This is a genomic window from Xanthobacter dioxanivorans, assembly GCF_016807805.1.
GTDB classification, from domain to species: domain Bacteria; phylum Pseudomonadota; class Alphaproteobacteria; order Rhizobiales; family Xanthobacteraceae; genus Xanthobacter; species Xanthobacter dioxanivorans.
Window position 1 is genome coordinate 4,154,209 of sequence record NZ_CP063362.1, and the last position, 23,700, is coordinate 4,177,908.

The 23,700-nt window shown below is 68.6% G+C and carries 19 protein-coding genes, 1 tRNA gene and 3 pseudogenes; 8 read left to right on the forward strand and 15 right to left on the reverse strand.

All coding sequences use genetic code 11. The features are described 5' to 3' along the window. Positions 1–16: 16 nt before the first annotated feature. From EZH22_RS19370 to EZH22_RS19380, 3 genes are read right to left on the reverse strand one after another with little or no spacing between them, the layout of a single operon-like run. On the reverse strand, positions 17–1,207 hold the full coding sequence (locus EZH22_RS19370; protein ID WP_203192110.1) for an ABC transporter permease: 1,191 nt from the start codon (positions 1,205–1,207) through the stop codon (positions 17–19). After that, on the reverse strand, positions 1,204–2,178 hold the full coding sequence (locus EZH22_RS19375; protein ID WP_203192111.1) for an ABC transporter ATP-binding protein: 975 nt from the start codon (positions 2,176–2,178) through the stop codon (positions 1,204–1,206). The genes EZH22_RS19370 and EZH22_RS19375 overlap by 4 nt, the downstream gene beginning before the upstream one ends. Further along, positions 2,175–3,260, reverse strand: a complete 1,086-nt coding sequence (locus EZH22_RS19380; protein WP_231711555.1) for a polyprenyl synthetase family protein — start codon at positions 3,258–3,260, stop codon at positions 2,175–2,177. Before EZH22_RS19380 ends, EZH22_RS19375 begins: the two co-directional genes overlap by 4 nt. A gap of 201 nt (positions 3,261–3,461) precedes the next feature. Here EZH22_RS19380 and fni point away from each other — a divergent pair. After that, a pseudogene (gene fni, locus EZH22_RS19385) lies at positions 3,462–4,498 on the forward strand (type 2 isopentenyl-diphosphate Delta-isomerase). A 44-nt stretch (positions 4,499–4,542) separates the two neighbouring features. On the opposite strand, the pseudogene EZH22_RS19390 reads toward fni, so the two are convergent. The 4 genes and pseudogenes from EZH22_RS19390 to aroC form a co-directional block, all read right to left on the reverse strand. Next, positions 4,543–5,375: pseudogene (locus EZH22_RS19390) on the reverse strand (DUF1194 domain-containing protein). A gap of 213 nt (positions 5,376–5,588) precedes the next feature. After that, positions 5,589–6,902, reverse strand: a complete 1,314-nt coding sequence (gene ribB, locus EZH22_RS19395; RefSeq protein WP_203192113.1) for a 3,4-dihydroxy-2-butanone-4-phosphate synthase — start codon at positions 6,900–6,902, stop codon at positions 5,589–5,591. A 133-nt stretch (positions 6,903–7,035) separates the two neighbouring features. After that, the gene (locus tag EZH22_RS19400) at positions 7,036–7,413 is read right to left on the reverse strand and encodes a PRC-barrel domain-containing protein (RefSeq protein ID WP_203196636.1); all 378 of its coding nucleotides are present in this window, start codon (positions 7,411–7,413) and stop codon (positions 7,036–7,038) included. A gap of 167 nt (positions 7,414–7,580) precedes the next feature. Then, positions 7,581–8,705: a chorismate synthase gene (gene aroC / locus EZH22_RS19405; protein ID WP_203192114.1), complete on the reverse strand. Its 1,125-nt coding sequence runs from the start codon at positions 8,703–8,705 to the stop codon at positions 7,581–7,583. Positions 8,706–8,928: 223 nt separating this feature from the next. Between aroC and EZH22_RS32650 the strand changes: the two are divergent. Continuing rightward, positions 8,929–9,465: pseudogene (locus EZH22_RS32650) on the forward strand (CNNM domain-containing protein); the annotation flags it as partial. A 308-nt stretch (positions 9,466–9,773) separates the two neighbouring features. Next, the gene (locus EZH22_RS32655; RefSeq protein ID WP_333473609.1) at positions 9,774–10,241 is read left to right on the forward strand and encodes a transporter associated domain-containing protein; all 468 of its coding nucleotides are present in this window, start codon (positions 9,774–9,776) and stop codon (positions 10,239–10,241) included. Between the two features lie 90 nt (positions 10,242–10,331). Here EZH22_RS32655 and EZH22_RS19415 read toward each other — a convergent pair whose 3' ends face one another. The 4 genes from EZH22_RS19415 to fabI all read right to left on the reverse strand — a co-directional run bounded on the left by EZH22_RS19415 (position 10,332) and on the right by fabI (position 13,384). Continuing rightward, entirely contained in the window at positions 10,332–11,081 is a 750-nt protein-coding gene (locus tag EZH22_RS19415; RefSeq protein ID WP_203192115.1) for a hypothetical protein, read from the reverse strand. Between the two features lie 198 nt (positions 11,082–11,279). Beyond that, positions 11,280–11,870: a histidine phosphatase family protein gene (locus EZH22_RS19420; protein WP_203192116.1), complete on the reverse strand. Its 591-nt coding sequence runs from the start codon at positions 11,868–11,870 to the stop codon at positions 11,280–11,282. A 73-nt stretch (positions 11,871–11,943) separates the two neighbouring features. Beyond that, positions 11,944–12,453 (reverse strand): hypothetical protein, encoded by a 510-nt coding sequence (locus EZH22_RS19425; RefSeq protein WP_203192117.1) that lies wholly within the window; start codon positions 12,451–12,453, stop codon positions 11,944–11,946. 103 nt (positions 12,454–12,556) lie between these two features. After that, positions 12,557–13,384, reverse strand: a complete 828-nt coding sequence (fabI, locus tag EZH22_RS19430; protein WP_203192118.1) for an enoyl-ACP reductase FabI — start codon at positions 13,382–13,384, stop codon at positions 12,557–12,559. A gap of 165 nt (positions 13,385–13,549) precedes the next feature. Between fabI and EZH22_RS19435 the strand changes: the two genes are divergently transcribed. Together EZH22_RS19435 and EZH22_RS19440 are read left to right on the forward strand one after the other, a co-directional pair. Next, a tRNA-Pro gene (locus EZH22_RS19435) sits at positions 13,550–13,626 on the forward strand. Positions 13,627–13,785: 159 nt separating this feature from the next. Then, entirely contained in the window at positions 13,786–14,493 is a 708-nt protein-coding gene (locus EZH22_RS19440; protein ID WP_203192119.1) for a DUF1796 family putative cysteine peptidase, read from the forward strand. A gap of 21 nt (positions 14,494–14,514) precedes the next feature. On the opposite strand, the gene EZH22_RS19445 is transcribed toward EZH22_RS19440, so the two are convergent. Continuing rightward, entirely contained in the window at positions 14,515–15,678 is a 1,164-nt protein-coding gene (locus tag EZH22_RS19445) for an MFS transporter (protein ID WP_203192120.1), read from the reverse strand. Next, positions 15,675–17,012 (reverse strand): HdeD family acid-resistance protein, encoded by a 1,338-nt coding sequence (locus EZH22_RS19450; protein ID WP_203192121.1) that lies wholly within the window; start codon positions 17,010–17,012, stop codon positions 15,675–15,677. The genes EZH22_RS19445 and EZH22_RS19450 overlap by 4 nt, the downstream gene beginning before the upstream one ends. A 159-nt stretch (positions 17,013–17,171) precedes the next feature. On the opposite strand from EZH22_RS19450, the gene EZH22_RS19455 reads away from it, so the two are divergent. Beyond that, the gene (locus EZH22_RS19455; RefSeq protein WP_203192122.1) at positions 17,172–17,423 is read left to right on the forward strand and encodes a hypothetical protein; all 252 of its coding nucleotides are present in this window, start codon (positions 17,172–17,174) and stop codon (positions 17,421–17,423) included. Between the two features lie 8 nt (positions 17,424–17,431). Here the strand turns inward: EZH22_RS19455 and mgtE are convergent, their stop codons facing one another. Both mgtE and EZH22_RS19465 read right to left on the reverse strand, forming a co-directional pair. Beyond that, complete coding sequence (gene mgtE / locus EZH22_RS19460) at positions 17,432–18,796, reverse strand: magnesium transporter (RefSeq protein ID WP_203192123.1); 1,365 nt, start codon at positions 18,794–18,796, stop codon at positions 17,432–17,434. A 144-nt stretch (positions 18,797–18,940) separates the two neighbouring features. Then, positions 18,941–19,552, reverse strand: a complete 612-nt coding sequence (locus tag EZH22_RS19465) for a carbonic anhydrase (protein WP_203192124.1) — start codon at positions 19,550–19,552, stop codon at positions 18,941–18,943. A gap of 879 nt (positions 19,553–20,431) precedes the next feature. On the opposite strand from EZH22_RS19465, the gene urtA reads away from it, so the two are divergent. Together urtA and urtB are read left to right on the forward strand one after the other, a co-directional pair. Continuing rightward, positions 20,432–21,664: an urea ABC transporter substrate-binding protein gene (gene urtA / locus EZH22_RS19470; protein WP_231711556.1), complete on the forward strand. Its 1,233-nt coding sequence runs from the start codon at positions 20,432–20,434 to the stop codon at positions 21,662–21,664. Positions 21,665–22,050: 386 nt separating this feature from the next. After that, complete coding sequence (gene urtB / locus EZH22_RS19475) at positions 22,051–23,619, forward strand: urea ABC transporter permease subunit UrtB (RefSeq protein ID WP_231711557.1); 1,569 nt, start codon at positions 22,051–22,053, stop codon at positions 23,617–23,619. Positions 23,620–23,700 lie beyond the last annotated feature (81 nt).

A 23,700-nucleotide genomic window follows, 5' to 3' on the forward strand; every position in this document is an offset into this window, starting at 1 on the left:
CACGCGAGTCGCAATTTCACGCGAGTCGTACTTGGCGGCGGATGAGCCAGAGTGTCAGCGCGCCGCCAAGTACGGCATAGCCGAGCAGGACGGCAAGGCCCGGCAGCAGGGCCGCGAGTCCCGCGCCGCGCCACAGGGCATCCTGGAACGCCTCGATGCCCCACGCGGTGGGTGTCAGCACGCCCAGCTGCTGGAGCCAGTCGGGCATCAGGAAGCGCGGCACCATGCTGCCGCCCACCGCCGAGAGCAGGAGCACGGCGAAGGTGGAGAGGGTTTGCGCCTGTTGCCGCGTGCGTGCCACCGCCGCCAGTGGCAAGGCGACGCCCGCCGCCGCCGCCGAGGCGGCCGCCGCCACGGCGAGGAAGGTGCCGAGGTGCTGCACCACGTGCACCCCGTAGATCACCTGCGCCACGGTGAACAGCACCGCCGCGAGGGCGAGGCCCTGGAGCACGAGGAAGCCGAGCTTTCCGGCCACCAGCGCACCGACGCCGCCGCGGCTCATGACGATGCGGTCGAACACGCCGGAGCGCCGCTCGTCCACGAGGCTCGCGGCACCCTGCACCGCCGAGAACAGCAGGAACAGCATGGCGATCGCGCCGGCATAGTAGCTGACGCCCGGCTCGGCCCTGAGGCGCGCCACCGGCTGGCGCTCCATCAGCTCCGCGCCGCCCTGGGCCACCAGTTCCGGGGCGCGGGCGACGGAGGCATCGAGCCGCTCCTGCTGCTCGGGCGTGAACGGGCCCGTCAACACCTGCATCTGCGACGCCACGCGCCGGATGGCCATGCCGGGCAGCTCGTCGGTGAACAGGCGCTGGATGCGCGCGGACAGGATGGCGGCGGCCACGCCGCGGGCGGGATCGGTGAGCAGCACGAGGGGCGGCTTGTCGGTCGCGCCCGAAAGATCGCCGCGCACGATGAGGCCCACGTCCACGGTGCCGTCGGCCACGAGCCCGCTCACCGCCTGGGGCGTGGCGCGCACCAGCGCCACGTCGGCGGCGCGCCCGAGGGCGGCGAGGAAGGTCTCGGCGGCCGGCGCATCGGTCTCGCGGGCGGCGGCCACCTTGATGGTGGAGGTCTCGCCCCCGGTGCCGGCGAACACGGCGGCGAACAGGATGAAGAGCAGCGGCGGCAGCACGAAGGTCATCAGCAGCGCGCCACGGTCGCGCAGCAGGGTGATGGCCATGGCGCGCATGATGGCGAAGGTCATCGCCGGGACTCCCCGGTGACATCCTCATAGAGGGCGTCGAGGCCGGCGGCCTCGAGGGCGATGGTGCGCGGCGAGAGCCCCGCCGCGCGCAGCGCCGCGATCAGATCGCCGGCGGCCTCGGGCGTGTCCTCGAGCGTGCCGGTGAAGTGCTCGGAGTGCCCGTCTCCACGCAGCCCCAGCGCTTCGAGGGCGCGCCGGCCGGCAGGGGTGGGCGTCGTCGCGAAGGTCACCTGAGCCGTGCGCCGGCGGGGGAAGCGGGACGCGAGGAGGGCTTCGAGCGGTCCCTCCAGCGCGATGCGTCCCCCCGCCAGGATGGCGACGCGATCCGCCACCGCCTCGGCGAAGGCGAAATCATGGGTGATGAGGAGAATGCCGAGCCCGTCCTGTGCGAGCCGGCGCACGAGGGCGGCAAGGTCGGCGCGGGCAGGGGCATCCACGCCCACGGTCGGTTCGTCGAGCACCAGCAGGCGCGGCGTGCCCACGAGGGCGGCCGCGACATTGGCCCGCCGCTGCCAGCCGCCGGAGAGCCGGTCGATGCGCTCGCCGCCCCGCTCCGCGACCCCGGTCCGCGCCATCACCGCCGCGACGCACGCCGGCACCCGCGCCCGGTCAACGCCGGCCAGGCGGGCGAAGATGGCGAGGTTCTCGGCGATGGTCAGGGAGCGGTAGAGGGCGATGTCCTGCGGCGCGAGGCCGATGCGCGCGCGGGCGGCGCCTTCGGCGGCGGGCGCCCCGCACACCTCGACCGCACCGGCCCGCGGCGGGATGCGGCCGCAGATCGCCCGCACCAGCGTGGTCTTTCCCGCGCCGTTGGGGCCGACGAGGGCGGTGACAATCCCCGAGGGCACGCGAAGATCGACGCCGGAAAGCACGGTGCGCGCGCCATAGCCGGCCTCGAGGCCGGCTATGGCGAGGGGAGGGGCCGTGCTGTCGTCCGGGGCTTCGTCCTTATGTTGCGGCGCGGCGCTCACAGCGCCAGCGGCCCCATCAGTTCACCGAAGGCAGCGTCCATGAAGTCTCGCAGGGGCTCCTGCCCGTCCTTGTTGGGTCCCAGCTCTTTAGAGGCAGAAAGGGCCCCCGCCAAGTGTTCCGCCAGCAGCTTGCGGGCCCGCGGGGCGCCGAGCGAGGCGATCACCGTCACCTTGTGGGCATCCTTGCCCACGTCCTTGCCGAGGGCGGCGGCGGAGGACGAGGCGTCGAGGATGTCGTCGAGGATCTGGTAGGCGCGGCCCACATGGCCGGCCACCGCCCGAAGATGGGCGAACTGCGCCTCGTCTGCGCCGGCCACACGCCCGGCGATTTCCACCGCGGCGGAGAACAGCACGCCGGTCTTGCGGCGGTTCACGTCCTCGGTGGCGGCGAGGCTGCGGCCGGTGCTGGGCCTTAGGTCGTCATACTGCCCGCCGCACAGGCCGAGGGAGCCCACCGCCAGCGAGAGGATGGATACGGCGTCGAGCCGGACCGGCTCCGGCACGGCCGGAGCCGCCGCGGCGACGCCGAAGGCGCGGGAGAGCAGCGCGATGGCGGCGAGGACCGCCACATCCTCCCCGTACTGCACATGGGTGGTGGGCTGCGAGCGCCGCATGGCCGCGTCGTCCATGCTCGGCAGGTCGTCCACGATAAGGGACGAGGCGTGGATCATTTCCAGCGCGCAGCCGAAATCGAGGGCGGCGTGTTCGGATGCATCGAGCTGGATCGCGGCGGCCATGGCCAGCAGCGGACGCAGCCGTTTGCCCGGCGCGAGCAGGATGTGCCGCATGGCGGCGTGCAGCACCGCCGGATGGGACGCGGGTGGCGGTACCAGGAGGCCGAGGCGGCGGTCGATCACGGCACGCAGGTAGGAGAGATCACGCGAACGGGGCGGAAACGAATGGGCAGAGGCGGCCTCCTCCGCGTGCAACGCGCCGGCGGGGGCTTCGGCCATCTGGACGGCGAGCGCCCCCTGGAGGGCGCCCTGTGCGCCGTTGGAGCGCGCCACATCGTGCGACGCCGGAGTTTCCGTCCGCGTGTTGCGTCCGCCCTTCTGCGCCATGAACGCGCGCCCCCTCTTCATGTCGCCCACGGGAGCCGAGGTCCCCGGTCCACGAAATACGTTGCCTTGAATGACTTTAGATCACCGCTTAGACAAGGGCGCTAGAGCAGCAGCTTGGGTGCAGAACAGAATCTGGCGGCGTGTGACCTCCTCGCCGCGGCCGCGGCGTGCGGTATCGACGTCATCCGAGCCGGGCGCGAGCCGCGGCACCGGCGGGGAAGCATGAACGAGAGCGACGCGGGCCGCCGCAAGGAAGACCATATCGATATCGTGCTCGGCGGCGGAGGGGTCCGATCCCGCGTCGAAACCGGGTTCGATGCTGTTCGCCTTGTGCATTGCGCCGCGCCGGAACTGTCGCTCGACGACGTAGACCTGTCCGTCGAGATGCTCGGGCGGCGGCTGCGCGCACCGCTCCTGATCTCCGCCATGACCGGCGGCCCACGCCGCTCGGAAGCCATCAACGCCCATCTCGCCGAGGCGGCGCAGGCGCTCGGCATCGCCCTCGGCGTCGGTTCGCAGCGCATCGCCCTCGAGTCCGGGGCGGCGGGCGGCCTGGGGCCTGAGCTGCGGCGGCGGGCGCCCGACATCCTGCTCCTGGCCAATCTCGGCGCGGCGCAGATCCTCGACGACGGGGCGTTGACCGAGCGCGGCGGGCGGTGGAGATGATCGGCGCGGATGGCCTGGTGATCCACCTCAACCCGCTGCAGGAGGCGATCCAGGACGGTGGTGACCGGGACTGGCGCGGCGTGCTGCGGCGGATCGGCATGCTCGCCGCCCGTGTTGGCGTGCCGGTGGTGGCGAAGGAGGTGGGCTTCGGCCTGTCCGCCGCCGTGGCGGTGCGGCTGGTGGAGTGCGGCGTCGCCGTGCTCGACGTGGCAGGGGCGGGGGGCACCAACTGGGCACTGGTGGAAGGCGCGCGCGGGTCCGGTCGCGCCCGGGCCATCGCCGCCGCCTTCGCCGGCTGGGGCATTCCCACGGCGGAGGCCCTGCGGCAGGTTCGCGCCGCCTGTCCCGGCACGCCGCTCATCGCATCCGGCGGCATCCGTGATGGGGTGGATGCGGCGAAGGCGATCCGCCTCGGTGCCGACCTCGTGGGCCAGGCGGCGGGAACGCTCCAAGCGGCTGTCACCTCCACCGAAGCGGTGGTGGAGCATCTCTCCATCCTCGAAGCGCAACTGCGCATCGCCTGCTTCATCACGGGCGCGGCGGACCTGCCGGCCCTGCGCCGGGTGCCGCTCCAGGACACCCTCTGCCTCTGAACACCCTCTGACTCTGGACACCCTCTGACTGCCGTGCCGGCGGTTCAGTTGGCCCAGTGGTCCATCCAGATCTTCTCGCCGATGGTGCAAGAGATGCGCGGCTGGCTCCCCACCGCCTTCATGACCAGGCTGCCGCGGGCGGCGGGCACGGCGAGATCGGCCACTTCGAGGACGAGCTTGGTCTTGATCGCCCGGGCGAATTCGTCCTGATGCTGGACCGGGATGACGAACGCGCCGGCCCCGCCGATGACACAGTCCTCGTAATAGACGTCGAGCTCGGGGATATCGAGCGCCGACGCGCCGGATCGCTTCATCAGCAGCGGCAGGCCGTTGACCGTGATGCCCCGTGACACCACGGCATCCCGTGCGAGGCTGACCGGGGGCCCTGGTTGTTCACCCCGTCGCCGGACACGTCGATGACCCGCCGAAGCCCCTGGAAGCCGTTCAGGTCGAACTGGTCCGCGCCGAACAGCAGGGCGCTCGAGATGGAGGTGCGATAGGCCCGCCGCAGGGGGGCGCTGGAAATGGCCTCGGCAAACGCCCTGGCAGTGTCCGGACCGTCGATGACGCGCCAGCTCACCACCACCTGCTGTTCCGTTTCTCCAGCCCATTCCACGTAGGCGACCGCGATCCTCCCCGTGGGGCCGAGGCGCAGGGCTTCGAGGAACTCGCGGGAAACCACCGCGGTGGCATAGCCTTCGCGCTGGAGCGCCTGCTCCTCCTGGTCCATGGAATAGGAGATGTCCACCGCGAGGACCAGTTCCAGGTCCACCTGCGTGCCCCGGACTGTCTCTGCCGAAGCCGGCGCGGCGGCGGTGGCGAGGCCGAACAGGGCGAAGGTGGCGTAGACGCACAAGCGACGCAGACGCTCAAACATCGATTTCTCCCCTCCTGCCGGAAAGGCGCGGCATCACGTCACGTGGATGCTGACACCGTCCGGCGGGCGGGAGAAGTCGTTAGCCGCCTGTTTTCACCTCACGATTTCCGGCGCAAGCCTGACGGGTGCTCACCCCGCGCCGTTGGCGAGGGGTGTCGTTGTTCTGTCGCAATGGCTTAGGTCGGTTTTCGGTGCACAAAATTTCAGCGACCGTCAGCCGTCGAGCGATTCCGTGTCGAGGATCTCGATACCGAAACCGGCGAGGCCCACATAGGTGCGCGCCTTGGACGCCAGCAGGCGAATCGACACGATGCCGAGGTCCCGCAGGATCTGGGCACCGAGGCCCACCTCCCGCCAGTGTCGGTCGCGCTCGGCCTCGCTGGGGCTCTTCTCGTTGTCGTGGCCGATGGCGACCGCCGGCACGCCCGCCGTTCCGTCGCGCAGATAGACGAGCACGCCGCGGCCTTCGGCGTCGATGCGCGCCAGCGCCTTCTGGATGCTCTTGCCGCCGGTGAAGGCGTCGGCCACCGGATCGGCGCGGTGCAGACGCACCAGCACCTTCTCCCCGTCGCCAATGCGGCCTTTCACCAAAGCGAGGTGGTTCACCGGATCGAAGGGGGTGACGTAGGAGTAGCCGTGCAGCTCGCCGACGGAGGTGGCGACCGGGAATTCGGCCGCCCGGGTCACCAGCTTCTCGCGCGCCTGACGGTAGGCGATGAGGTCGGCCACCGAGATGCGCACGAGCGTGTGCTTTTCGGCGAAGGCGGTGACCTGCGGACCGCGCTGCACGGTGCCGTCGTCATTGACCAGCTCCGCGATCACGCCCACCGGCGGCACACCGGCGAGGCGGCACAGGTCCACCGCGGCCTCGGTGTGGCCGGAGCGCATGAGCACGCCGCCTTCCTTGGCGATGAGCGGGAAGACGTGGCCCGGCCGCACGAAATCGCCCGCCCCCATGTTCGGATTGGCCAGCGCCCGCACCGTGTTGGTGCGCTCCTCGGCGGAGATGCCGGTGGTGGTGCCGTGCCGCACGTCGATGGAGATGGTGAAGGCGGTGCCCATGGGCGCGTCGTTGTTCGACACCATCGGGTCGAGCCGCAGCCGCTTCGCCTCGGACGGGGGCAGGGGCGTGCAGACGATGCCGGACGTATTGCGGATGATGAAGGCCATCTTCTCCGGCGTTGCCAGGGATGCGGCGACGATGAGGTCGCCCTCGTTCTCCCGGTCGTCGTCATCGGTGACGACCACGATCTCGCCTCGCGCGAAGGCTTCGATGGCGGACTGGACGCGGGACTGGGTGGTATCGGTCACGGGCAAACCTCGGATGCGGGGCTCGGGAAGCCCGAGAAAATCGTTTGGCGTCACCTGGTGACCGGTGGCCTCGGCGATCTTCTCGGCGCTCTCGCGGGAGATCCAGGCACGTTCGTCGTTGCACAGGGACGTGACGCTGGCGGGCGACATCCCCACCCGCCTGGCGAAGGCGCTGCGCTTCGTTCCGGTCGCCGAGAGCCATTCCGAGAGCTTCATGCCCGCAGCATAACGCGACTGTTTTCAGTGACAATGAAAATTATGAAACATTCAGGTGTGATGAATTTCGCAGGCGCGAATGCGAAAAAGGCTGCCTTGCGGCAGCCTTTCACGTTACGCGCCGGGCGCCCGCTCACATGGTGGCGGCGCCGAACGGCGGCACGCCATAATAGTCGGAGATGCGGCGCCCGTTGTCGGAGCTCCAGTCATACTCCTCGTTGGCATGGTATTTAGGTGCGCTCTCCACCTGGTCCTTGGTCAGGTTGATGCGGAACCCGCCGAGCGATTCATCGTAGGTCAGCATCTGCCACGGCACGGGATAGTAATCCTCGCCGAGGCCGAGGAATCCGCCGAAGCTCAGAACGGCGTAGGAAACACGGCCGCTCGTCTTCTCGAGGATCAGGCGCTCCACGGAGCCGATCTTCTGATCGTTGGGATCGTAGACCGAGGTGCCCACCACCATGTCGCTGGCGACGAGGTTATGGGTGAGCTTGATGTTCGGGTTCTGCATTTCGGTATGCATGCGTGTTTCCTCCAGGCTGAGGTGTCTGCCTCATCAACGCGTGATGAGACGGGGCGTTCCAACCTGTTCGCACCGGGGCCGCTCGCGTCCGGCCGCTCAGATCCGGGTGCGCACGCAGGACGGACCTGCACATCGCAAGGGCGGGACGGCTTCCCTCAAGCCGTGGAGGAGGCGGCGAACGGCCAATGCGGGCTCGCGCCCACCTGCCCGCGGTGCCGCAGGAGATGGTCGGCGAGCACGCACCACACCATGGCCTCGCCCACCGGCACCGCGCGGATGCCCACGCACGGGTCGTGGCGGCCCTTGGTGAAGATCTCCGTCTCCTGCCCGGCGCGATCCACCGTCAGCCGCGGCGTGAGAATGGAGGAGGTGGGCTTCACCGCGAACCGCGCCACGATGGGCGCGCCGGTGGAGATGCCGCCGAGGATGCCGCCGGCATGATTGGCGAGGAAATGCGGCTTGCCCTCGTTGCCGAGGCGCATCTCGTCGGCATTCTCCTCGCCGGTGAGGCGGGCGGCGTTGAAGCCTTCGCCGATCTCCACGCCCTTGGCCGCATTGATGCCCATGAGCGCGCTGGCGAGGTCCGCGTCGAGCTTGGCGTAGAGCGGGGCGCCGAGGCCGGGGGGGACGTTCTCCGCCACCACCTCCACCACCGCCCCCACGGAGGAGCCGGCCTTGCGGATGCCGTCGAGATAGGCCTCCCACAGCGGCACGGTCTGCGGGTCCGGGCAGAAGAACGGGTTGTTGGGCACCTCGTCCCAGTCCCAGCGGCTCCGGTCGATCTCGATCTCGCCAATGCGCACCACGGCACCGCGCACGGTGACCCCCGGCAGCACCTTGGCCGCGACGGCGCCGGCCGCGACGCGGGTCGCGGTCTCGCGAGCGGAGGAGCGTCCGCCGCCGCGATGGTCGCGGATGCCGTACTTGATGTCGTAGGTGAAGTCGGCATGCCCCGGCCGGTAGGCGCCGGCGATGTCGGCATAGTCCTTGGACCTCTGGTCCACGTTTTCGATGAGCAGGGCGATGGGCGTGCCGGTGGTGACGAGGCCTCCCTCGGGGTGCTCCAGCGTGCCCGACAGCACCTTCACCTGGTCGGGCTCGCGCCGCTGGGTGGTGAAGCGGGACTGGCCGGGCCGCCGCCGGTCGAGGGCCGCCTGCACCTCGTCGAGGGTGAAGCGCAGGTTGGGCGGGCAGCCGTCCACCACGCAGCCGATGGCGACCCCGTGGCTTTCCCCGAAGGTGGTGACCCGAAACAGATGCCCGAACGTGTTGAACGACATGACGTGGCAAAATCCCCTGCTCGTCGCAGTTCAATAGACGAGGATCGCGGCCGGGGAAACGCCGGACCCAGGCCGATGACTGAACTGCCGGCCGCAATCGACGCTCCCGGGCGCCTTTCCGGACGCTTTCGGCGCAGGCTCTGCGGCAAATGCGGTACCGGTGTCACACAGGGCGGCGATCCTGTGCTATGAGGAGCGCCGACGGAGCTTTCCTATCCCCGCCATGCCTTTGCTCGAAATCCTGATCGTCATCTTCCTCGTGTTGCTCAATGCTGTTCTTGCAGCCGCGGAATTGTCCATCGTCTCTTCGCGCCCGGCGCGCCTGAAGTCGCTCGCGGATCGCGGCCGGCGTGGCGCCCTGGCCGCGATGAAGCTTGGGGAGGACCCGGGCCGGTTCCTCTCCACGGTGCAGATCGGCATCACCCTCATCGGCATCCTGGCCGGTGCCTTCTCCGGCGCCAGCCTCGGCGAGCAGCTGGGCGTGGCGCTGCGGGATGCCGGCATGCCGGCGAGCTTCGCCCATCCCGTGGGTTATGCGGCGGTCGTGGCGGCCATCACCTACGTGTCGCTGGTGATCGGCGAGCTCATTCCCAAGCGGCTGGCCCTGCAGAATCCGGAACCTCTCGCGTGCGTCGTCGCGCCGCTGATGGTCACCCTGTCGAAGGTGGCGGCGCCGGCCGTCTGGCTGCTGGACGCCTCGACGCGGCTCGTGCTGCGCCTGCTGGGCGATCGCGCCCACGGCTCCAGCGCCGTCACCGACGAGGAGATCCGCGCCATCATCACCGAGGCGGAGACGGCGGGCGTGATCGATCCGGCCGAGCGCCGGATGATCTCAGGCGTGATGCGTCTCGCCGACCGCCCAGTCACCGCCATCATGACGCCGCGGCCGGACGTGGAATGGGTGGACATCTCCAAGGATGCGGACGAGGTGCGCCAGGTACTGCTCAACACGCCGCATTCGCGTCTGCCCGCCTGCGATGGCTCGCCGGAGGAGACCATCGGCGTCATTCAGGCCAAGCACGTTCTCGATGCCTACCTGAAGGGGAGCGTCCGGACCCCCGCCAGTATGTGCAGACCGTTCCCTTCATCGTGGAGAATGTGGGGGCGCTCGAGGCCATGCGCATCCTGCGCGGGGCGGTGGTGCCCATGGGCATCGTGGTGGATGAGTATGGCGACATGGCCGGCGTCGTCACCGGCTACGATCTGCTTCTGGCCATCACCGGCTCGGTGGAGGCCGACGCGCATGTGCAGCGCAACGTGGTGGAGCGGCAGGACGGCAGCTTCCTGGTCGCCGGCGACACCCCCATCGACGAACTGCGGGACCTGCTCGACGTTGCCTTCCCGGTGGACGACGGCTTCCACACGGTGGCCGGCTTCGCCCTGTCGCGCATCAAGGAACTGCCGGAGGAGGGCGCGGTGTTCCACGCCCTCGGCTGGCGGTTCGAGATCGTCGACATGGACGGGCGGCGCATCGACAAGCTGCTGGTCTCCCGCCCCCATGTGCTGCACCGCCAGAAGGTGGCGGGCGAGGCCTGAGACAGGGGCGGAGCAAGGCGCAGCCTAACCGGGCCGGGCGGACGCGTCTTGCTCCTCCGGCGGTTTGCCGGGAAAGCGCGGCGCGCCGCCTCAGCGCCGGGCGAGGGAGCGCAGGAAGCCCTGGTATTCCTCGTCGAGCTCCATGTCCGCGCCCGGCGCCACCTTCAGCAGGAGGTTGGCGATGAAGGGCTGGTCGTTGCGCGGATCCTCCAGCACCTCGCGCAGGATCGGCAGGTTGTCCTCGATATGCGCCATGAAGGAGACGCCCTTCTCCAGCGTCTCGTTCCATTTCACCCGCGTCCATAGGGCGAGCGGGTACATGATCTCGTGGACGAAGTTGGACTTGCGCGCCTTTTCGAAGAAACGCAGGCCCGCGCTCCAGTTTTCCTTGGCGCGCAGGGGCGGGGGCGGAATGTCGCCCAGCAGCATCTTCTTTCCCGCCTGCCCGACGAAATCGTCCAGCGTCACCGGCGCGTCGATCTGGGTGCGGAAGTGCCAGAGGGCGAAATTGCCCGGATACTCCTTGCCCATGGCGTCGATGAGGGCCGCCTCGACCTTGTCGACCGCGGCCTTGTCGCCTTTCAGCGCCGCCGTCATGCAGAAGGCGAACACCGCATCGTTGCCCACGTTGTGCACCCCGCCATTGGCGAGCTCGGCCGGTGTCAGCGCCGGGGTCTTGCCGTCGGCGGGCACCGTTGCCTCGCCGGCACGCAGGGCGGTGATGAACTTCGTGATCTCGAGCCAGGCCATGTAGTGGGCGATGAACGCGTCGGGGTCCACGTGCACGATGGCGAGATTGAGCGGCATCTTCCGCTTTTGCAGTTCGGCCATGTCGGTCATGAAAGGTCTCCCCGCGGGGCTCCGGCGAAAGGCGTCAAAAATGGGGAGCGGCGTCGTGTTCACGACACGGTTCCGGGCGTACGGGTTTGATGCAGCAAGAAAAATGCCAAGAAAAATCCGGGGAAAACCGCCGCGGGCAATGCCGGGGAAATTGCTAGGAAATACCGCGGGACGGAACGAGGGACGCGCGGCCGCGCTTCAGTCCGCCACTTCGAAGCCACCGCCGGCGACCACGTAGACCGCGCCCTGCCGGACCGGGAGGATGGCCGCTTCGCCTTCGGGCATGCCGGCCTTCACGTGGAGGAGGGCGCGGATCACCCCGCCATGGGTGACGATCACGGCCTCGCCCTCCACCTCGGCGCAGGCGGCGTTCACGCGGTCGCACAGGATGCCGTAGCTCTCGCCGCCGGGCGGGGTGAAGTTCCACGGATCGAGGTCGCGTCGACGCACGCCCTCGTGGTCGCGCCGGCGGATTTCGGGCCAGGTCTGCCCTTCCCACTGGCCGAAGGAGATCTCGGCGAGGCGCGGGTCGGTGCGGAAATCGGCGGCGGGCAGATCGAGGCTGGTGCGCAGGATGCGCATGGTCTCCACCGCGCGGGACAGCGGGCTGGAAACGTAGGTGAGGCGATCGGGAGGGCCGGCGAGCTGGTGCAGCACGCGCCCCACCCGCCCGGCCTGGATCCGGCCCAGGGCATTGAGCGGCACGTCTCGGCGGCCCTGCAGGCGGCCGACCACGTTCCAGTCGGTTTCGCCGTGCCGCACCAGGAAGTAGCGTCGCGTCGTGGTCATGGCTCTCGCACCGGTTGGGCCGGGGAGCAGGGGAGCCGGGGACCCTGCGCCGAGGGCTCCGCCGGATGAACGATCACTGCGCGGGAACCGGGATCACGTGGTCGTACCAGACGCCGCGCGGCGGGTAGATGACGCGCAGGGCGATCCGGGATCCGGGAGCCGCCTTGCCCTTGAAGCTCACGATGAGCCCCTTGGCCGGACGGCCGAGACAGCGGGTGGTGTATCCGCCGTCAATGGCCGAGGCGGTGAAGGCGCCGAACCGGATCTGCACCTTGCCGCCAGGAGGCGCGGACAGGACCTGGATGGTCGGGATCTGGGTCTGCTGGCAGTTGTAGTCCGAGGTGCCGGCGGCGAACAGGGCGCTGCGGGTGCCCGTGCCCCCGGTCATGAACGTGACACCGTATTCGCTGGGGGTGACATAATCCGGAAAGACCGCGCCGCCGGGTCCGAAGACGCGGTCACGCAGGGGATATTCCTGGAACGTCGGCGGGCTCTGGGCGAGGGCCGAGCCGGCGGGGATGAGCAGCGCGGCGGCGGTCATTGCGAGGGCGGAAAGGGCGGCGCGAACTCGGGTCGCCGGCATTGTCGATCTCCTCGTTGTCAGGGGCGGCCATGCAACTCGCAAGGGGTCACTCGCAAATGGTCACGCAGAGGCGGGTCGCTCGCGGCCGGTCATCGGCGCATCTTCAATCCCGCACCAGAGCAAGGTCCGGCGCGTCGGGGTGCTTCATGCCGACGATATGATATCCGGCGTCCACATGGTGCACTTCACCGGTCACACCCCGCGACAAATCGGAAAGGAAGTACACGCTGGTGTCGCCCACCTCGTCCGTGGTGACGGTGCGGCGCAGCGGCGAGTTCAGCTCGTTCCACTTCAGGATATAGCGAAAATCGCCGATGCCGGAGGCGGCGAGCGTCTTGATCGGGCCGGCGGAGATGGCGTTGACGCGGATGGCCTTGGGGCCGAGGTCGGCGGCGAGGTAGCGCACGCTCGCCTCGAGCGCGGCCTTGGCCACGCCCATGACGTTGTAATGCGGCATCCACTTCTCCGCCCCGTAATAGGTGAGGGTGAGCAGCGAGCCGCCGTTCGCCATCAGCTTCTCCGCCCGCTGGGCGATGGCGGTGAAGGAGTAGCAGGAGATGAACATGGTCTTGGTGAAATTGTCGGCCGAGGTGTCGACATAGCGGCCGTCCAGCTCGTCCTTGTTGGAAAAGGCGATGCAGTGGACGACGAAATCGAGCGTGCCGAACAGCTTTTCGGTCTCGGCGAAGACGGCGTCGAGGGTTTCCGGCTCGGTGACGTCGCAATGGCCGACGAGGTGGCCGCCCAGCTCGGCGGCGAGGGGCTCCACGCGCTTTTTGAGCGCCTCCCCCTGGTAGGTAAGGGCGAGCTCCGCTCCGTGGGCGCGTGCGGACTTGGCGATGCCGTAGGCAATGGAGCGGTTATTGGCGACACCGAGAATCAGCCCGCGCTTGCCCTTCAGAAGACCGCTCGCGAAACCGTCCGTCGCCATTGACCCAACTCCAGATGCTCAAGCCATTGATACCGCATGACGCCGTCCATATGCGCCTCGGGGCGCGCTTCCTATGGCATGGGGCCATCCACCGTTCAAGCGAGGCTACCGCGCTCTGCCTCTTGCATCGCCGAAAAGGGAGGGTTATACGCAGCGCCTCTGGATCGGAGTGTAGCGCAGTCTGGTAGCGCACCACGTTCGGGACGTGGGGGTCGCAGGTTCAAATCCTGCCACTCCGACCAGCTGTGAATTCGGCGAAGGCTTCCTTCCGCCACGCATTTCACCCACATCCCATATTCCCCAACGGTTTCTGCGGCGCGGCAGCCGTGGCCGCGCGCAGCCGGCGCGCATGCAATCGCCGGGTTCGGCGCCGGAGGCGGCGGTGTGCTAGGATTCGCAGCATGCTGAACATGTTCAACCGGGCGGCGCCGCGCCTCCTTGCGGATCGAATCGTCAGCCTGGGCGCCCTCTGCGAGGTGGCATTCCAGGTGCGCCGACTGTCCCGGGCCGAGCAGGCCTATCCCTTCGACTGGTGGATCACGCCGCTCGCGGGCGTCGCGCCGGTGCTGGAAGCGGGCGCCGCGGCGGTCTTCGCGCCGCAGGAGATCGTCAAGGTCTCCGACTACGGGGGCAAGGCCGCGCTGTATTCACGCCTGGGCGGTACGGTGCACCTGCACGAATTCCCCGCCGGGGAGGATTTCCTCGCCCTGAGCGAGGAGGCCATCTCCGGCCGCCTCGTCGCCAAATACGCAATGCTGCAGGAGCGCATGGTGTCCACATGCCGCACGGGGACGACGCTCTTCGTGCGCCAGCGTCTGCGGGAGCACGATCCACAGGGGCCCGCGCTGGAGGCCGCCCTTGACCGCCTGTTCGGCTGCCTGTCCACCCTTGCCGCCGATCCGCGGCTGCTGCTGCTGGACTATGCGCCCGTCGCCCCGCGTCCCTGGCTGGTGACGGCGCAGATCCCGGCCTATCGCGACCATAACGACCTCGGTTCGCGCCGCGGGTGGAACGCCACTTTCCGGGCCTGCGGCATCGCCTGCCCGCCGTCCGGCACGCGCTTCCGCTATGACGACCTGACCGCCACCCTCGAAAAAGGCCGGCGCTGAGTCGCCGCCCTCCGGAGCACCTCAGGTCGAATCGCGCAGCCGCACCGCGGCGAGGGCGAAGGCGGCGCAGGCCAGGGTGGCGAAGATGGCGAGGCCATGCACATGAACCTGCATGGCAATGCCCGCGCCGAGGGGCCCGACCAGCGCGCCGAGGCCCCAGAACAGGCCGGACACCGCATAGATGCCCACCAGGTCGCCGCCGCGGAAGCGGCTGCCCACCAGCGTGATCATGATGGTGTAGATGCCGACGAAGGCGCCGCCCCAGACGAAGAGCAGTGCGTAGGTCGCCACCGGGTGGCCGAGCACCAGGGGCCACACCGCCGCGCCCAGGGCTGAGACGGTGGCGAGGCCGATGACCAGGCGGCGGCGGTCCATCTTGTCGCCGAGCCAGCCGATGGGCAGCTGCAAGATGATGGCGCCGATCATCATCACCGACATGAGGCGGGTGGCGTTCTCCTCGCCCCAGCCGAGATTCACCGCGTAGAGGGCGAGAAAGGAAAGGCCCGCGGTCTCGATGGCGGCGTTCAGCATGGTCGCGCCGAGGGCCAGCGGCGCGAGCCGCACGAAACGGATGGGATTGCCCACGGTCGGTTCGTCGAAATGCGGGGCGACCACCCGCGGCGAGGCGACGAAGCCGGCGGCGAGGAGGGCGATGCCCGCGCCCACCACGTAGGGCAGGGCGCCCACCGTGCCCACCAGCGACAGGATGAGCGGCCCCAGCGCCAGCCCCACCGACAGCGCCGCCGTATAGGCCGCCATGGAGCGGGCCCGCGTGCCTTCGGTGGACAGGGCGTTGATCCAGGTCTCGGAGGTCACGAACAGGGCCTCCGCCGCCATGCCCAGGAACAGGCGCAGGAGGAACCACATCCACACCATCGGCAGCGCCGGAAAGGCGAGGAGCGCCACGGCGGAGATGGCGATGGACAGGAAGATGAGGCGGCGCGGGCCGAGGCTGGCGACGAGGCGGGGCAGCGCCACCGCCGTGATCAGGACGCCCACCGCGTGCATGGCGGCGTTCGCGCCGATCACCGCCTCGCTCAGCCCGCGGGCGGCGAGGTCGAAGGCGATGAGCGGGGCGCTCAGCGAATAGGTCAGGCCGAACACCATCGCGGTGGCGATGACCGCGCCGCGGGCGAGGACGCTGCCGCCGGCCGATTCGGACAACGCATCCGTGGTTTCGCTCATGGGCTGCCGGGCTCCGGGACAGGGCGGCGGGAACGGGTGAGCCGCCGCACGAAATCCCGCAGGCGGATGGCGAAGGGCGGCGGCGCCGGCTCGAGGATGCGCTGGAGGGTGCGGGCATAATCGAGCACGAGGCCGGGGGTCCAGCTCATGGCTTCGGCGCGGGAGCGGATGTAGGCGGCGGCCCAGACGTCCGGATTGGCCATGAGCCGGGCGACCCTCAGCCACGCCATCCGGCTCGCCAGCGCGCCCTCGAGCGCCGAATCCAGCGCCGCCGCCACCACCACCGAGCAATTGCGGTTGGTGAGGTTATAGGTGTCGTCCTGCCGGTACCCGGCCCAGAAGGCGCGCAGGCGCCGCGCGTCGAATCGGGTGAACTCGACCTTCGCGTCCGCTTCGCACCAATTGGCGCATTCATAGGCGTAGGAAGGTTGGAAGCGGCCGGGGATGTCGTTCTCCCGCGTGGCGCGCAGGAGGGCGGCGAACTCCTCCGGCGGGTGGTCGATCTCCTGCGCCGGATAGTGGCTGATATAGAGGTCGGGCCTGAGCTCCAGCGCCGAGTGGCCGGTGGAAATGGCGCCGTTGCGGTCCACGGCGGCGATGTAGCGGTCGATGAGCGGGCGCCGTCCGCCCACGTCCGCCGAGCCCACGGGGGTCCAAACCCGCACGGTCAGCGGCCCTTCGGAGGGCGGCAGCGGCCCGGTGTCGTCCACGATCACCGGCGCGTTGTCGTACCAGTTGCGTCCGCCGAAGATCGGCAGGGCGAGGACGGCGACCTCCTCCAGGTGCGCCCGCAGCATCAGGCTGGCCCGCAGCAGGATCCACCCCGACATGAGCAGCAGCAGGCTCACGCACAGCGGCACCTTGAGTTCGTGCGCGAGCGGCCAGCGGCTGGCGATGACGGCGGCGAGGATCAGCTCCATCACCCCCACCGCCACCGTGGCGCGCCACAGGCGGAAGCGCACCACCACCGCCGTGACGATGCGCGCGACACCGTCGAGCAGGAAGGCCGCGCCGAACAGGAGCGACAGGGCCATGCCGTTGCGCGACGGATAATCGAGGATGAACAGGCCCACGAAGACGAGGGCGAAGGCGCGGAACAAGGCCAGGCTGCGGCTCTTCACCCCGTGCAGGGCGAAGGCGGTGACGAAGCCGAGCAGCCCCTCGAAGACGAACACCGCGCCGAACACCTGGGTCGCCACCGACATGGTGCCGTCCATGGCGTCCAGGAGGATCAGCACCGCGACGCCGATCAGTGAAGCCGCAAGCGCCGAAAGGACCCACCAACGTTCCCGCAGGGCCTTGGCACCTACGAGAATGAATGCGAGCTGCACCATCGAGATTCGAATTCACCGTGGGAGAAACCGAGCCGCAGCATGACGTGGCGGCAGATCGAGATGCAAGAGGTTTTGCCCCTCCGACGATACCTTTTCGGAACCTGCAGGGCGGGGAAGGGTTGGCACCTCATGATCTCACCGAGAAAGGGGAGGGACCAGATGACCAATGCCCACATGGAGCGGCTGAAGGCCGACGCCACCGGAAACACCGCCCTCAGCGCGGTTCTCGCCGAAGCCGTGGACGGCTTTTCCAGCACCGAGGACGCGGTACGTTTCCTTGCCTCCCGCGGCTTCGAGGTGACCAGCGCCGACCTTGCCGACGCGGCCGCCGATGATCTGCCGCCGGCCGCGCAGGAGGACGCGGAGCCGGATGGCTACGGCACCCTCATGCGCTTCCTGCGCCGCCACTGAGGGCGGTTTCACAGGATGGTGCCGTGCAGGAACAGCCAGGCCACCGAGAAGTAGATGACGATGCCGGTGACATCCACCAGCGTGGCGATGAAGGGGGCTGACGCCGTCGCCGGATCGAAGCCGAGGCGCTTTAAGAGGAAGGGCAGGAGCGAGCCGGCGAGCGATCCGAAAGTGACGATGCCGATCAGCGACGCGCCGATGGTGACGGCGAGCAGCTTCCAGTAATCGCCATAGTCGAAGAAGCCGGCCTGCTGCCACACGGTGATGCGGATGACGCCGATGATGCCGAGGATGCCGCCGAGCACGATGCCGGTGGGCAGCTCGCGCAGGGCGACGCGCCACCAGTCGCGCAGGCGCACCTGCTGGAGGGCGAGGGCGCGGATGATGAGGGAGGTGGCCTGCGAGCCCGAATTGCCGCCCGAGCTCATGACGAGGGGAATGAACAAGGCGAGCACGATGGCCTTCTCCAGCTCATCGGAGAAGAATTGCATGGCGCTGGCGGTGAACATTTCCGAAACGAACAGGATGCACAGCCAGCCGGCGCGCTTCTTGATCATCTCCGCGAAGGGAATCGCGAGGTAGGGCTCGTCGATGGCTTCCATGCCGCCCATGCGCTGCACGTCCTCGGTCTGCTCCTCGATCATGGCGTCGATGACGTCGTCCACGGTGACGATGCCGAGCATATGGCCGGTCGAGTCCACCACCGGGACGGCGAGGAAGTCGTACTTGGAGATTGCGCGCGCCACCTCCTCCTGGGGCATGGTGGCGGGCACGCTGATGGGCGCGTAGGCGTGGGCGACGGACAGGATGGGTGCATCCGGGACGCCGGAGATGAGCCGGCGCAGGGAGACCGTGTTCACCAGCCGCTTCGTCGTCGGGTCGAGCACGAAGATGGCGTAGACCGTCTCGCGGCTGTGCTCCACCTCGCGGATGTGGTCGAGGGTCTGTTTCACGGTCCAGTTGGCGGGCACGCTCACGAATTCCGTGGTCATGAGGGCGCCGGCGGTGCCCTCCGGATAGGTGAGCAGGTGGTCGATGGCGGTGCGGGTGTCGGCGTTGAGCGCGTCGCGCAGGTGGCCCCTTGCGGGCGCGTCGATCCAGCGCAGCACATCGGAGGCGCGGTCGGCCGACATGCCTTCAAGAAGGGCCACGGCCTTGTCCTGCGGCAGGGCCTCGATCACCTCGCACGCATCGCGGAAATGGGGCTGGTCGAGCACTTCCACCGACCATTGCAGGGGCATGTGGGCAACGATCTCCGTCGCCTCCTGCGCGGTCTTGCCGTTCAGGAACTCGACGATGTCCGCCACGTGCTCCCGGCCGAGGCGGGAGGTGAGGGCGGCATGCTCCGTGGTCTCGATTTTCCCGATGTTCATGTCCCTTCCCCCACCGCGCCCGCACCGATGGCCGATTCGGCCGTCCCGCCGAGATTTTCTCGCGTAACGGAAATCTGCTGCGTCGCCGTGACGTTTCATCCGCCGCTTCGGCCGGGAGGCGGATGAAGGGCCATCCCCGCCGCGTCACGCCGCGCTGAAGGTTCCGTCATCCCCGAGGATTTCGAGCCGGCCGGTGGCCACGCCGAAATAGGCGCCGTGCAGGTTGAGGCGCCCGGCCTCCACGCGCTCGGCCACCCAGGGGAAGCTTGCGAGGTTGGAAAGCGACAGCTTCACGCAGCATTGCTCGCAGAAGCGCTGGCGTTCCGTCGGCGCCAGGCGCGCATCCTCGGCCATGAGGCGCGCGGGCTCGGCGATCTTCATCCAGTTGGCGACGAAGTCGCCGACTTCGGGCGGTGCGCCCTCCAGCAGCGCATGGACGCCGCCGCACTGGGCGTGGCCCATCACCACCACGTGCTTGACCTCGAGCGCACGCACCGCGAACTCGATGGCGGCCGAGGTGCCGTGATAGTTGGTGTCGGGCTGGAACGGCGGCACCAGATTGGCCACGTTGCGCACGATGAACATCTCCCCGGGGCCGGCATCGAAGATCATCTGCGGGTCGACACGGCTATCCGAGCAGGCGATGACGAGGGTCTCGGGCTTCTGGCCTCGGGCGGCGAGCTGTTCGAAGACCTGCTTGCGCTCGGGCCACGCCGTTTCACGAAATCTTCTGTAGCCGGAGATCAGGTCGTCCACACCGCCGCTCCATCTTGCTGCCAAAGGCACGGAAGGCTGACCCGCGGCCACAAGTCAAGCCGGCACGCGCGCCATCCATTCGATCTCGTGGAACCCGTGACCCTCGCGCCACGTTTATTCACCGAACGCAAAGTAACATAGCGCGAGGTAAGAACGATGCGAGGTCTTTTGCTTTGGATCATGGGTGTGCCGCTGTCGGTGATTATCCTTCTGTACGTATTCAACTTCCTCTGAGGCGTATCGACGCTTCGGCGACACGCGTCCGCGAGCGTGGAAGTACGCCTGTTCTTCCCCTCGGGCTGTCATGCTTGCGAGCACGGGCGGACGAAAGTCCGCTGGATGGCCGGCGTGAGCCGGCACTGGGCGATGCCGCGCATCTCGCGAAATCCACGACGCTTGCCACGACCTTTATCGACAAGCTGCGGTGTCTTCAGCGGTGTCTTAAAGCCCAAGATCGCCGCGCGACGGAGCGTTGAAAGTGAAGGCCTAATTTTTAGGCATTTGCTCAATTCGTGACGTCATTGAGTGCGGTCCGATCACGCATCGCGGGCGAACGGCACGCGGTGCCCAGTTCGAGATGCTCCCGCCGCTGCCGTCCCTCGCTCGCGGCCCGATGGCCGCCGGGTTGTGAAGGAACTCCGGAGGGCGCCATGCGTCTGGCGATTTCGCGGGCGGGGCGGCCTCCCGCGCCGCCCGATCCGCATTTCTCGTCCCGGTTGAATCCCCCGCACCCTGTTGCATGGCACACGCCTTGCTGATCACACCTACGGCTGGTTCGTGCCGGCCTCACAACAGGGGAGAGAGCGTATGCTCGGTTTGCTGGGACAGGCGACCAAGGGACTGGGGGCGCTGGCCGCCGCTGCCGTCATCGCGGGGACGATGGGAATCGGCGCGGCGAAGGCGCAGGAGACCATCAAGGTCGGCATCCTGCATTCTCTTTCGGGCACCATGGCCATCAGCGAGACCACGCTGAAGGATGCGATGCTCATGCTCATCGAGGAGCAGAACAAGAAGGGCGGCCTGCTGGGCAAGAAGCTCGAGGCGGTGGTGGTGGATCCCGCCTCCAACTGGCCGCTGTTCGCCGAGAAGGCGCGCGAGCTCATCACCAAGGACAAGGTCGCCGCCGTGTTCGGCTGCTGGACCTCGGTGTCGCGCAAGTCGGTACTGCCGGTATTCAAGGAACTGAACAACATCCTCTTCTATCCCGTGCAGTACGAGGGTGAGGAGAGCGAGCGCAACGTCTTCTACACCGGCGCCGCCCCGAACCAGCAGGCGATCCCAGCGGTGGACTACCTCGCCAACGACGAGAAGGTGGAGCGCTGGGTGCTCGCGGGCACGGACTACGTCTATCCCCGCACCACCAACAAGATCCTTGAGGCTTACCTGAAGTCCCGCGGCGTGAAGGCCGAGGACATCATGATCAACTACACGCCGTTCGGTCATTCCGACTGGCAGACCATCGTCTCCGACATCAAGAAGTTCGGCTCCGCGGGCAAGAAGACCGCAGTGGTCTCCACCATCAACGGTGACGCAAACGTACCGTTCTACAAGGAGCTCGCCAACCAGGGTATCCAGGCCAAGGACATCCCGGTGGTGGCCTTCTCGGTGGGCGAGGAAGAGGTTGCCGGCATCGACACCAAGCCGCTCCTCGGCCACCTCGCGGCATGGAACTACTTCATGTCCATCGACACGCCGGCGAACAAGGACTTCATCGCCAAGTGGCACGCCTTCACCAAGGACCCGAAGCGCGTTACCAACGACCCCATGGAGGCCCACTATATCGGCTTCAACATGTGGGTGAAGGCGGTGGAGAAGGCCGGCACGGTGGACCAGGACAAGGTGATCGCGGCGCTGCCGGGCATCAAGCAGGCCAACCTCACCGGCGGCGTCTCCGAGATGCTCCCCAACCACCACATCACCAAGCCCGTCTTCATCGGCGAGATCGAGGGCAATGGGCAGTTCGACGTGGTGTGGAAGACCAAGGACCTCATCCCGGGTGAAGCCTGGTCGCGCTATCTCGAAGGCTCCAAGAACCTGGTTGCCGACTGGGTGAAGTACAATTGCGGCAACTTCGACACCACCAAGAACGTCTGCCTCTCGTCCGCCAAGTGAGCGCGATGAGGTGATCGTCGAAGGCGATCCCTTCGGCCGAGCAGGCGTGAGTTTTCAAGGCAGTTGATCTTCGGACTCCTCTCGTACCGTCCCCTCCGGGGCGCCCCTCCCTCTCCCCGCAAGGGGAGGGGGAGCCTTGTCGCTCTACCCGTCGCAAACCGTCGGTCCCGGCCGGCAGCGTTTGGGCCGGCTTCCCCCGGGTCCGGTCGACCCGATCGGTGGGGCCGTCCCACGTCTCGAGCGTGGAGGTCGTTGTCCCGTCTGGCCGCGATGCGGCCCGAGGGAGGCGGGCTCCGGAGCGGATGCCCTTCATGATGCGCCTGCGCCTTCCCGTTCCGCCGGCTTTCGCGCTGCGGACCCTCGCGCTTCCCGTCCTCGTCCTCCTCATGGCCGCACTCTTCGGCGGCGCCGTGCGAGCCCAGGGCCAGCCCGACATTTCGGCCATCGTCGCGAAGTTCGCGAACGACAGCTATTCCGACACCGCCGACGCCCTGGTGGCGCTCGCCGCCAGCGGCAGCGCCCAGGCCGCCGCTGTGGTGGACGCGCTCGGTGAAGGGCGGCTGGTCTTCGATCCGGCCACCAAGAGCGTGTACATCCGTGCCCGCTCGGGCGTGGTGGATGCGGCGACCGGCGCCGCCGTGGCGGCACCGCCCGCGACGCTGACGCCGGTGCGCGCCAACAACCGGGTGCGCCGCGCCATCGACGCCGCCTCCGGCGCGCTCTCGCTGCTCAACCCCGATCCCGCCCGCCGCGCCGATGCGGCGGCTGCCGTGTTCAAGTCGCGCGATCCGGTGACGCTGCCGACGGTGGAAGCCGCCATCGCCAAGGAGACGGTGCCTTCCATCAAGGAGGCGCTGGAGCAGGCGCGGGCGGCCATCCTCATCGGCAAGGCCGATGCGCCGGAGGCCGAGCGCCGCGTCGCCATCCAGAAGATCACCGCCCGGGGTGACCAGGAGGCCATCAGCCTGCTGCGCTCCCTGCCGGCCGATTCCCCGCCGGCCCTCAGGACCGCGGCCGATGCGGGCATCGCCAAGGTGGAGCAGAACCTCAAGTTCTGGGCGGTGGCGCAGAACGTGTGGTACGGGCTGTCGCTGGGCTCGGTGCTGCTGCTCGCGGCCATCGGCCTCGCCATCACCTTCGGCGTCATGGGCGTCATCAACATGGCCCATGGCGAGATGGTGATGCTGGGCGCCTACACCACCTTCATGGTGCAGAACGTCATCCGTCAGTCGGCGCCCTGGCTGTTCGACTGGTCGCTGGCCATCGCCCTGCCGCTGGCCTTCCTGTTCACGGCGCTGGTGGGCATCCTCATCGAGCGGACGGTCATCCGCTTCCTCTACGGCCGGCCGCTGGAGACCCTGCTCGCCACGTGGGGCGTGTCGTTGATCCTGCAGCAAGCGGTGCGCTCCGTGTTCGGGCCCACCAACCAGGAGGTGGGGGCCCCGTCCTGGATGTCCGGGGCGTTCCAGGTGGGGCAATTGTCCATCACCTACAACCGCCTGTGGATCATCGTCTTCGCCCTCATGGTGTTCTTCGCCCTGCTGCTGGTGCTGAAGCGAACGCCGCTCGGCCTCTATGTGCGGGCGGTGACGCAGAACCGGCGCATGGCGGCGGCCATGGGCATCCGCACCGGCCGCATCGACGCGCTCACCTTCGGCCTCGGCTCCGGCATCGCCGGCATCGCCGGCGTGGCCCTCTCGCAGATCGACAACGTGAGCCCGAACCTCGGGCAGGGCTACATCATCGACAGCTTCATGGTGGTGGTGTTCGGCGGGGTGGGGAACCTCTGGGGCACGCTGGTCGGCGCCTTCACCCTGGGCATCGCCAACAAGCTGCTGGAGCCGTTCGCCGGCGCGGTGCTGGGCAAGATTCTGCTGCTCGTCTTCATCATCCTGTTCATCCAGAAGCGCCCGCGCGGCCTGTTCGCGCTCAAGGGCCGGGCGGTGGAATCGTGAGGGGTGGGACCAACCGGCGCCGCGCCCTCGCCGGCTCCCCCTCTCCCCTCGCGGGAGAGGGGGGATCGCGGCGCAGCGCGG

Bases quoted from the DNA above. Each gene is read 5' to 3' on its own strand.
- EZH22_RS19445 (WP_203192120.1), bottom strand. From the start codon at position 15,678: ATGAGCGAAACCACGGATGCGTTGTCCGAATCGGCCGGCGGCAGCGTC.
- EZH22_RS19440 (WP_203192119.1), top strand. From the start codon at position 13,786: ATGCTGAACATGTTCAACCGGGCGGCGCCGCGCCTCCTTGCGGATCGA.
- aroC (WP_203192114.1), bottom strand. From the start codon at position 8,705: ATGTCGTTCAACACGTTCGGGCATCTGTTTCGGGTCACCACCTTCGGG.
- ribB (WP_203192113.1), bottom strand. From the start codon at position 6,902: ATGAAGCTCTCGGAATGGCTCTCGGCGACCGGAACGAAGCGCAGCGCC.
- EZH22_RS19400 (WP_203196636.1), bottom strand. From the start codon at position 7,413: ATGCAGAACCCGAACATCAAGCTCACCCATAACCTCGTCGCCAGCGAC.
- EZH22_RS19425 (WP_203192117.1), bottom strand. From the start codon at position 12,453: ATGCCGGCGACCCGAGTTCGCGCCGCCCTTTCCGCCCTCGCAATGACC.
- urtB (WP_231711557.1), top strand. From the start codon at position 22,051: ATGGCCGCACTCTTCGGCGGCGCCGTGCGAGCCCAGGGCCAGCCCGAC.
- EZH22_RS19450 (WP_203192121.1), bottom strand. From the start codon at position 17,012: ATGGTGCAGCTCGCATTCATTCTCGTAGGTGCCAAGGCCCTGCGGGAA.
- EZH22_RS19370 (WP_203192110.1), bottom strand. From the start codon at position 1,207: ATGACCTTCGCCATCATGCGCGCCATGGCCATCACCCTGCTGCGCGAC.
- EZH22_RS19415 (WP_203192115.1), bottom strand. From the start codon at position 11,081: ATGACCGACATGGCCGAACTGCAAAAGCGGAAGATGCCGCTCAATCTC.
- EZH22_RS19455 (WP_203192122.1), top strand. From the start codon at position 17,172: ATGACCAATGCCCACATGGAGCGGCTGAAGGCCGACGCCACCGGAAAC.
- mgtE (WP_203192123.1), bottom strand. From the start codon at position 18,796: ATGAACATCGGGAAAATCGAGACCACGGAGCATGCCGCCCTCACCTCC.
- urtA (WP_231711556.1), top strand. From the start codon at position 20,432: ATGGGAATCGGCGCGGCGAAGGCGCAGGAGACCATCAAGGTCGGCATC.
- fabI (WP_203192118.1), bottom strand. From the start codon at position 13,384: ATGGCGACGGACGGTTTCGCGAGCGGTCTTCTGAAGGGCAAGCGCGGG.
- EZH22_RS19380 (WP_231711555.1), bottom strand. From the start codon at position 3,260: ATGAAGAGGGGGCGCGCGTTCATGGCGCAGAAGGGCGGACGCAACACG.
- EZH22_RS19420 (WP_203192116.1), bottom strand. From the start codon at position 11,870: ATGACCACGACGCGACGCTACTTCCTGGTGCGGCACGGCGAAACCGAC.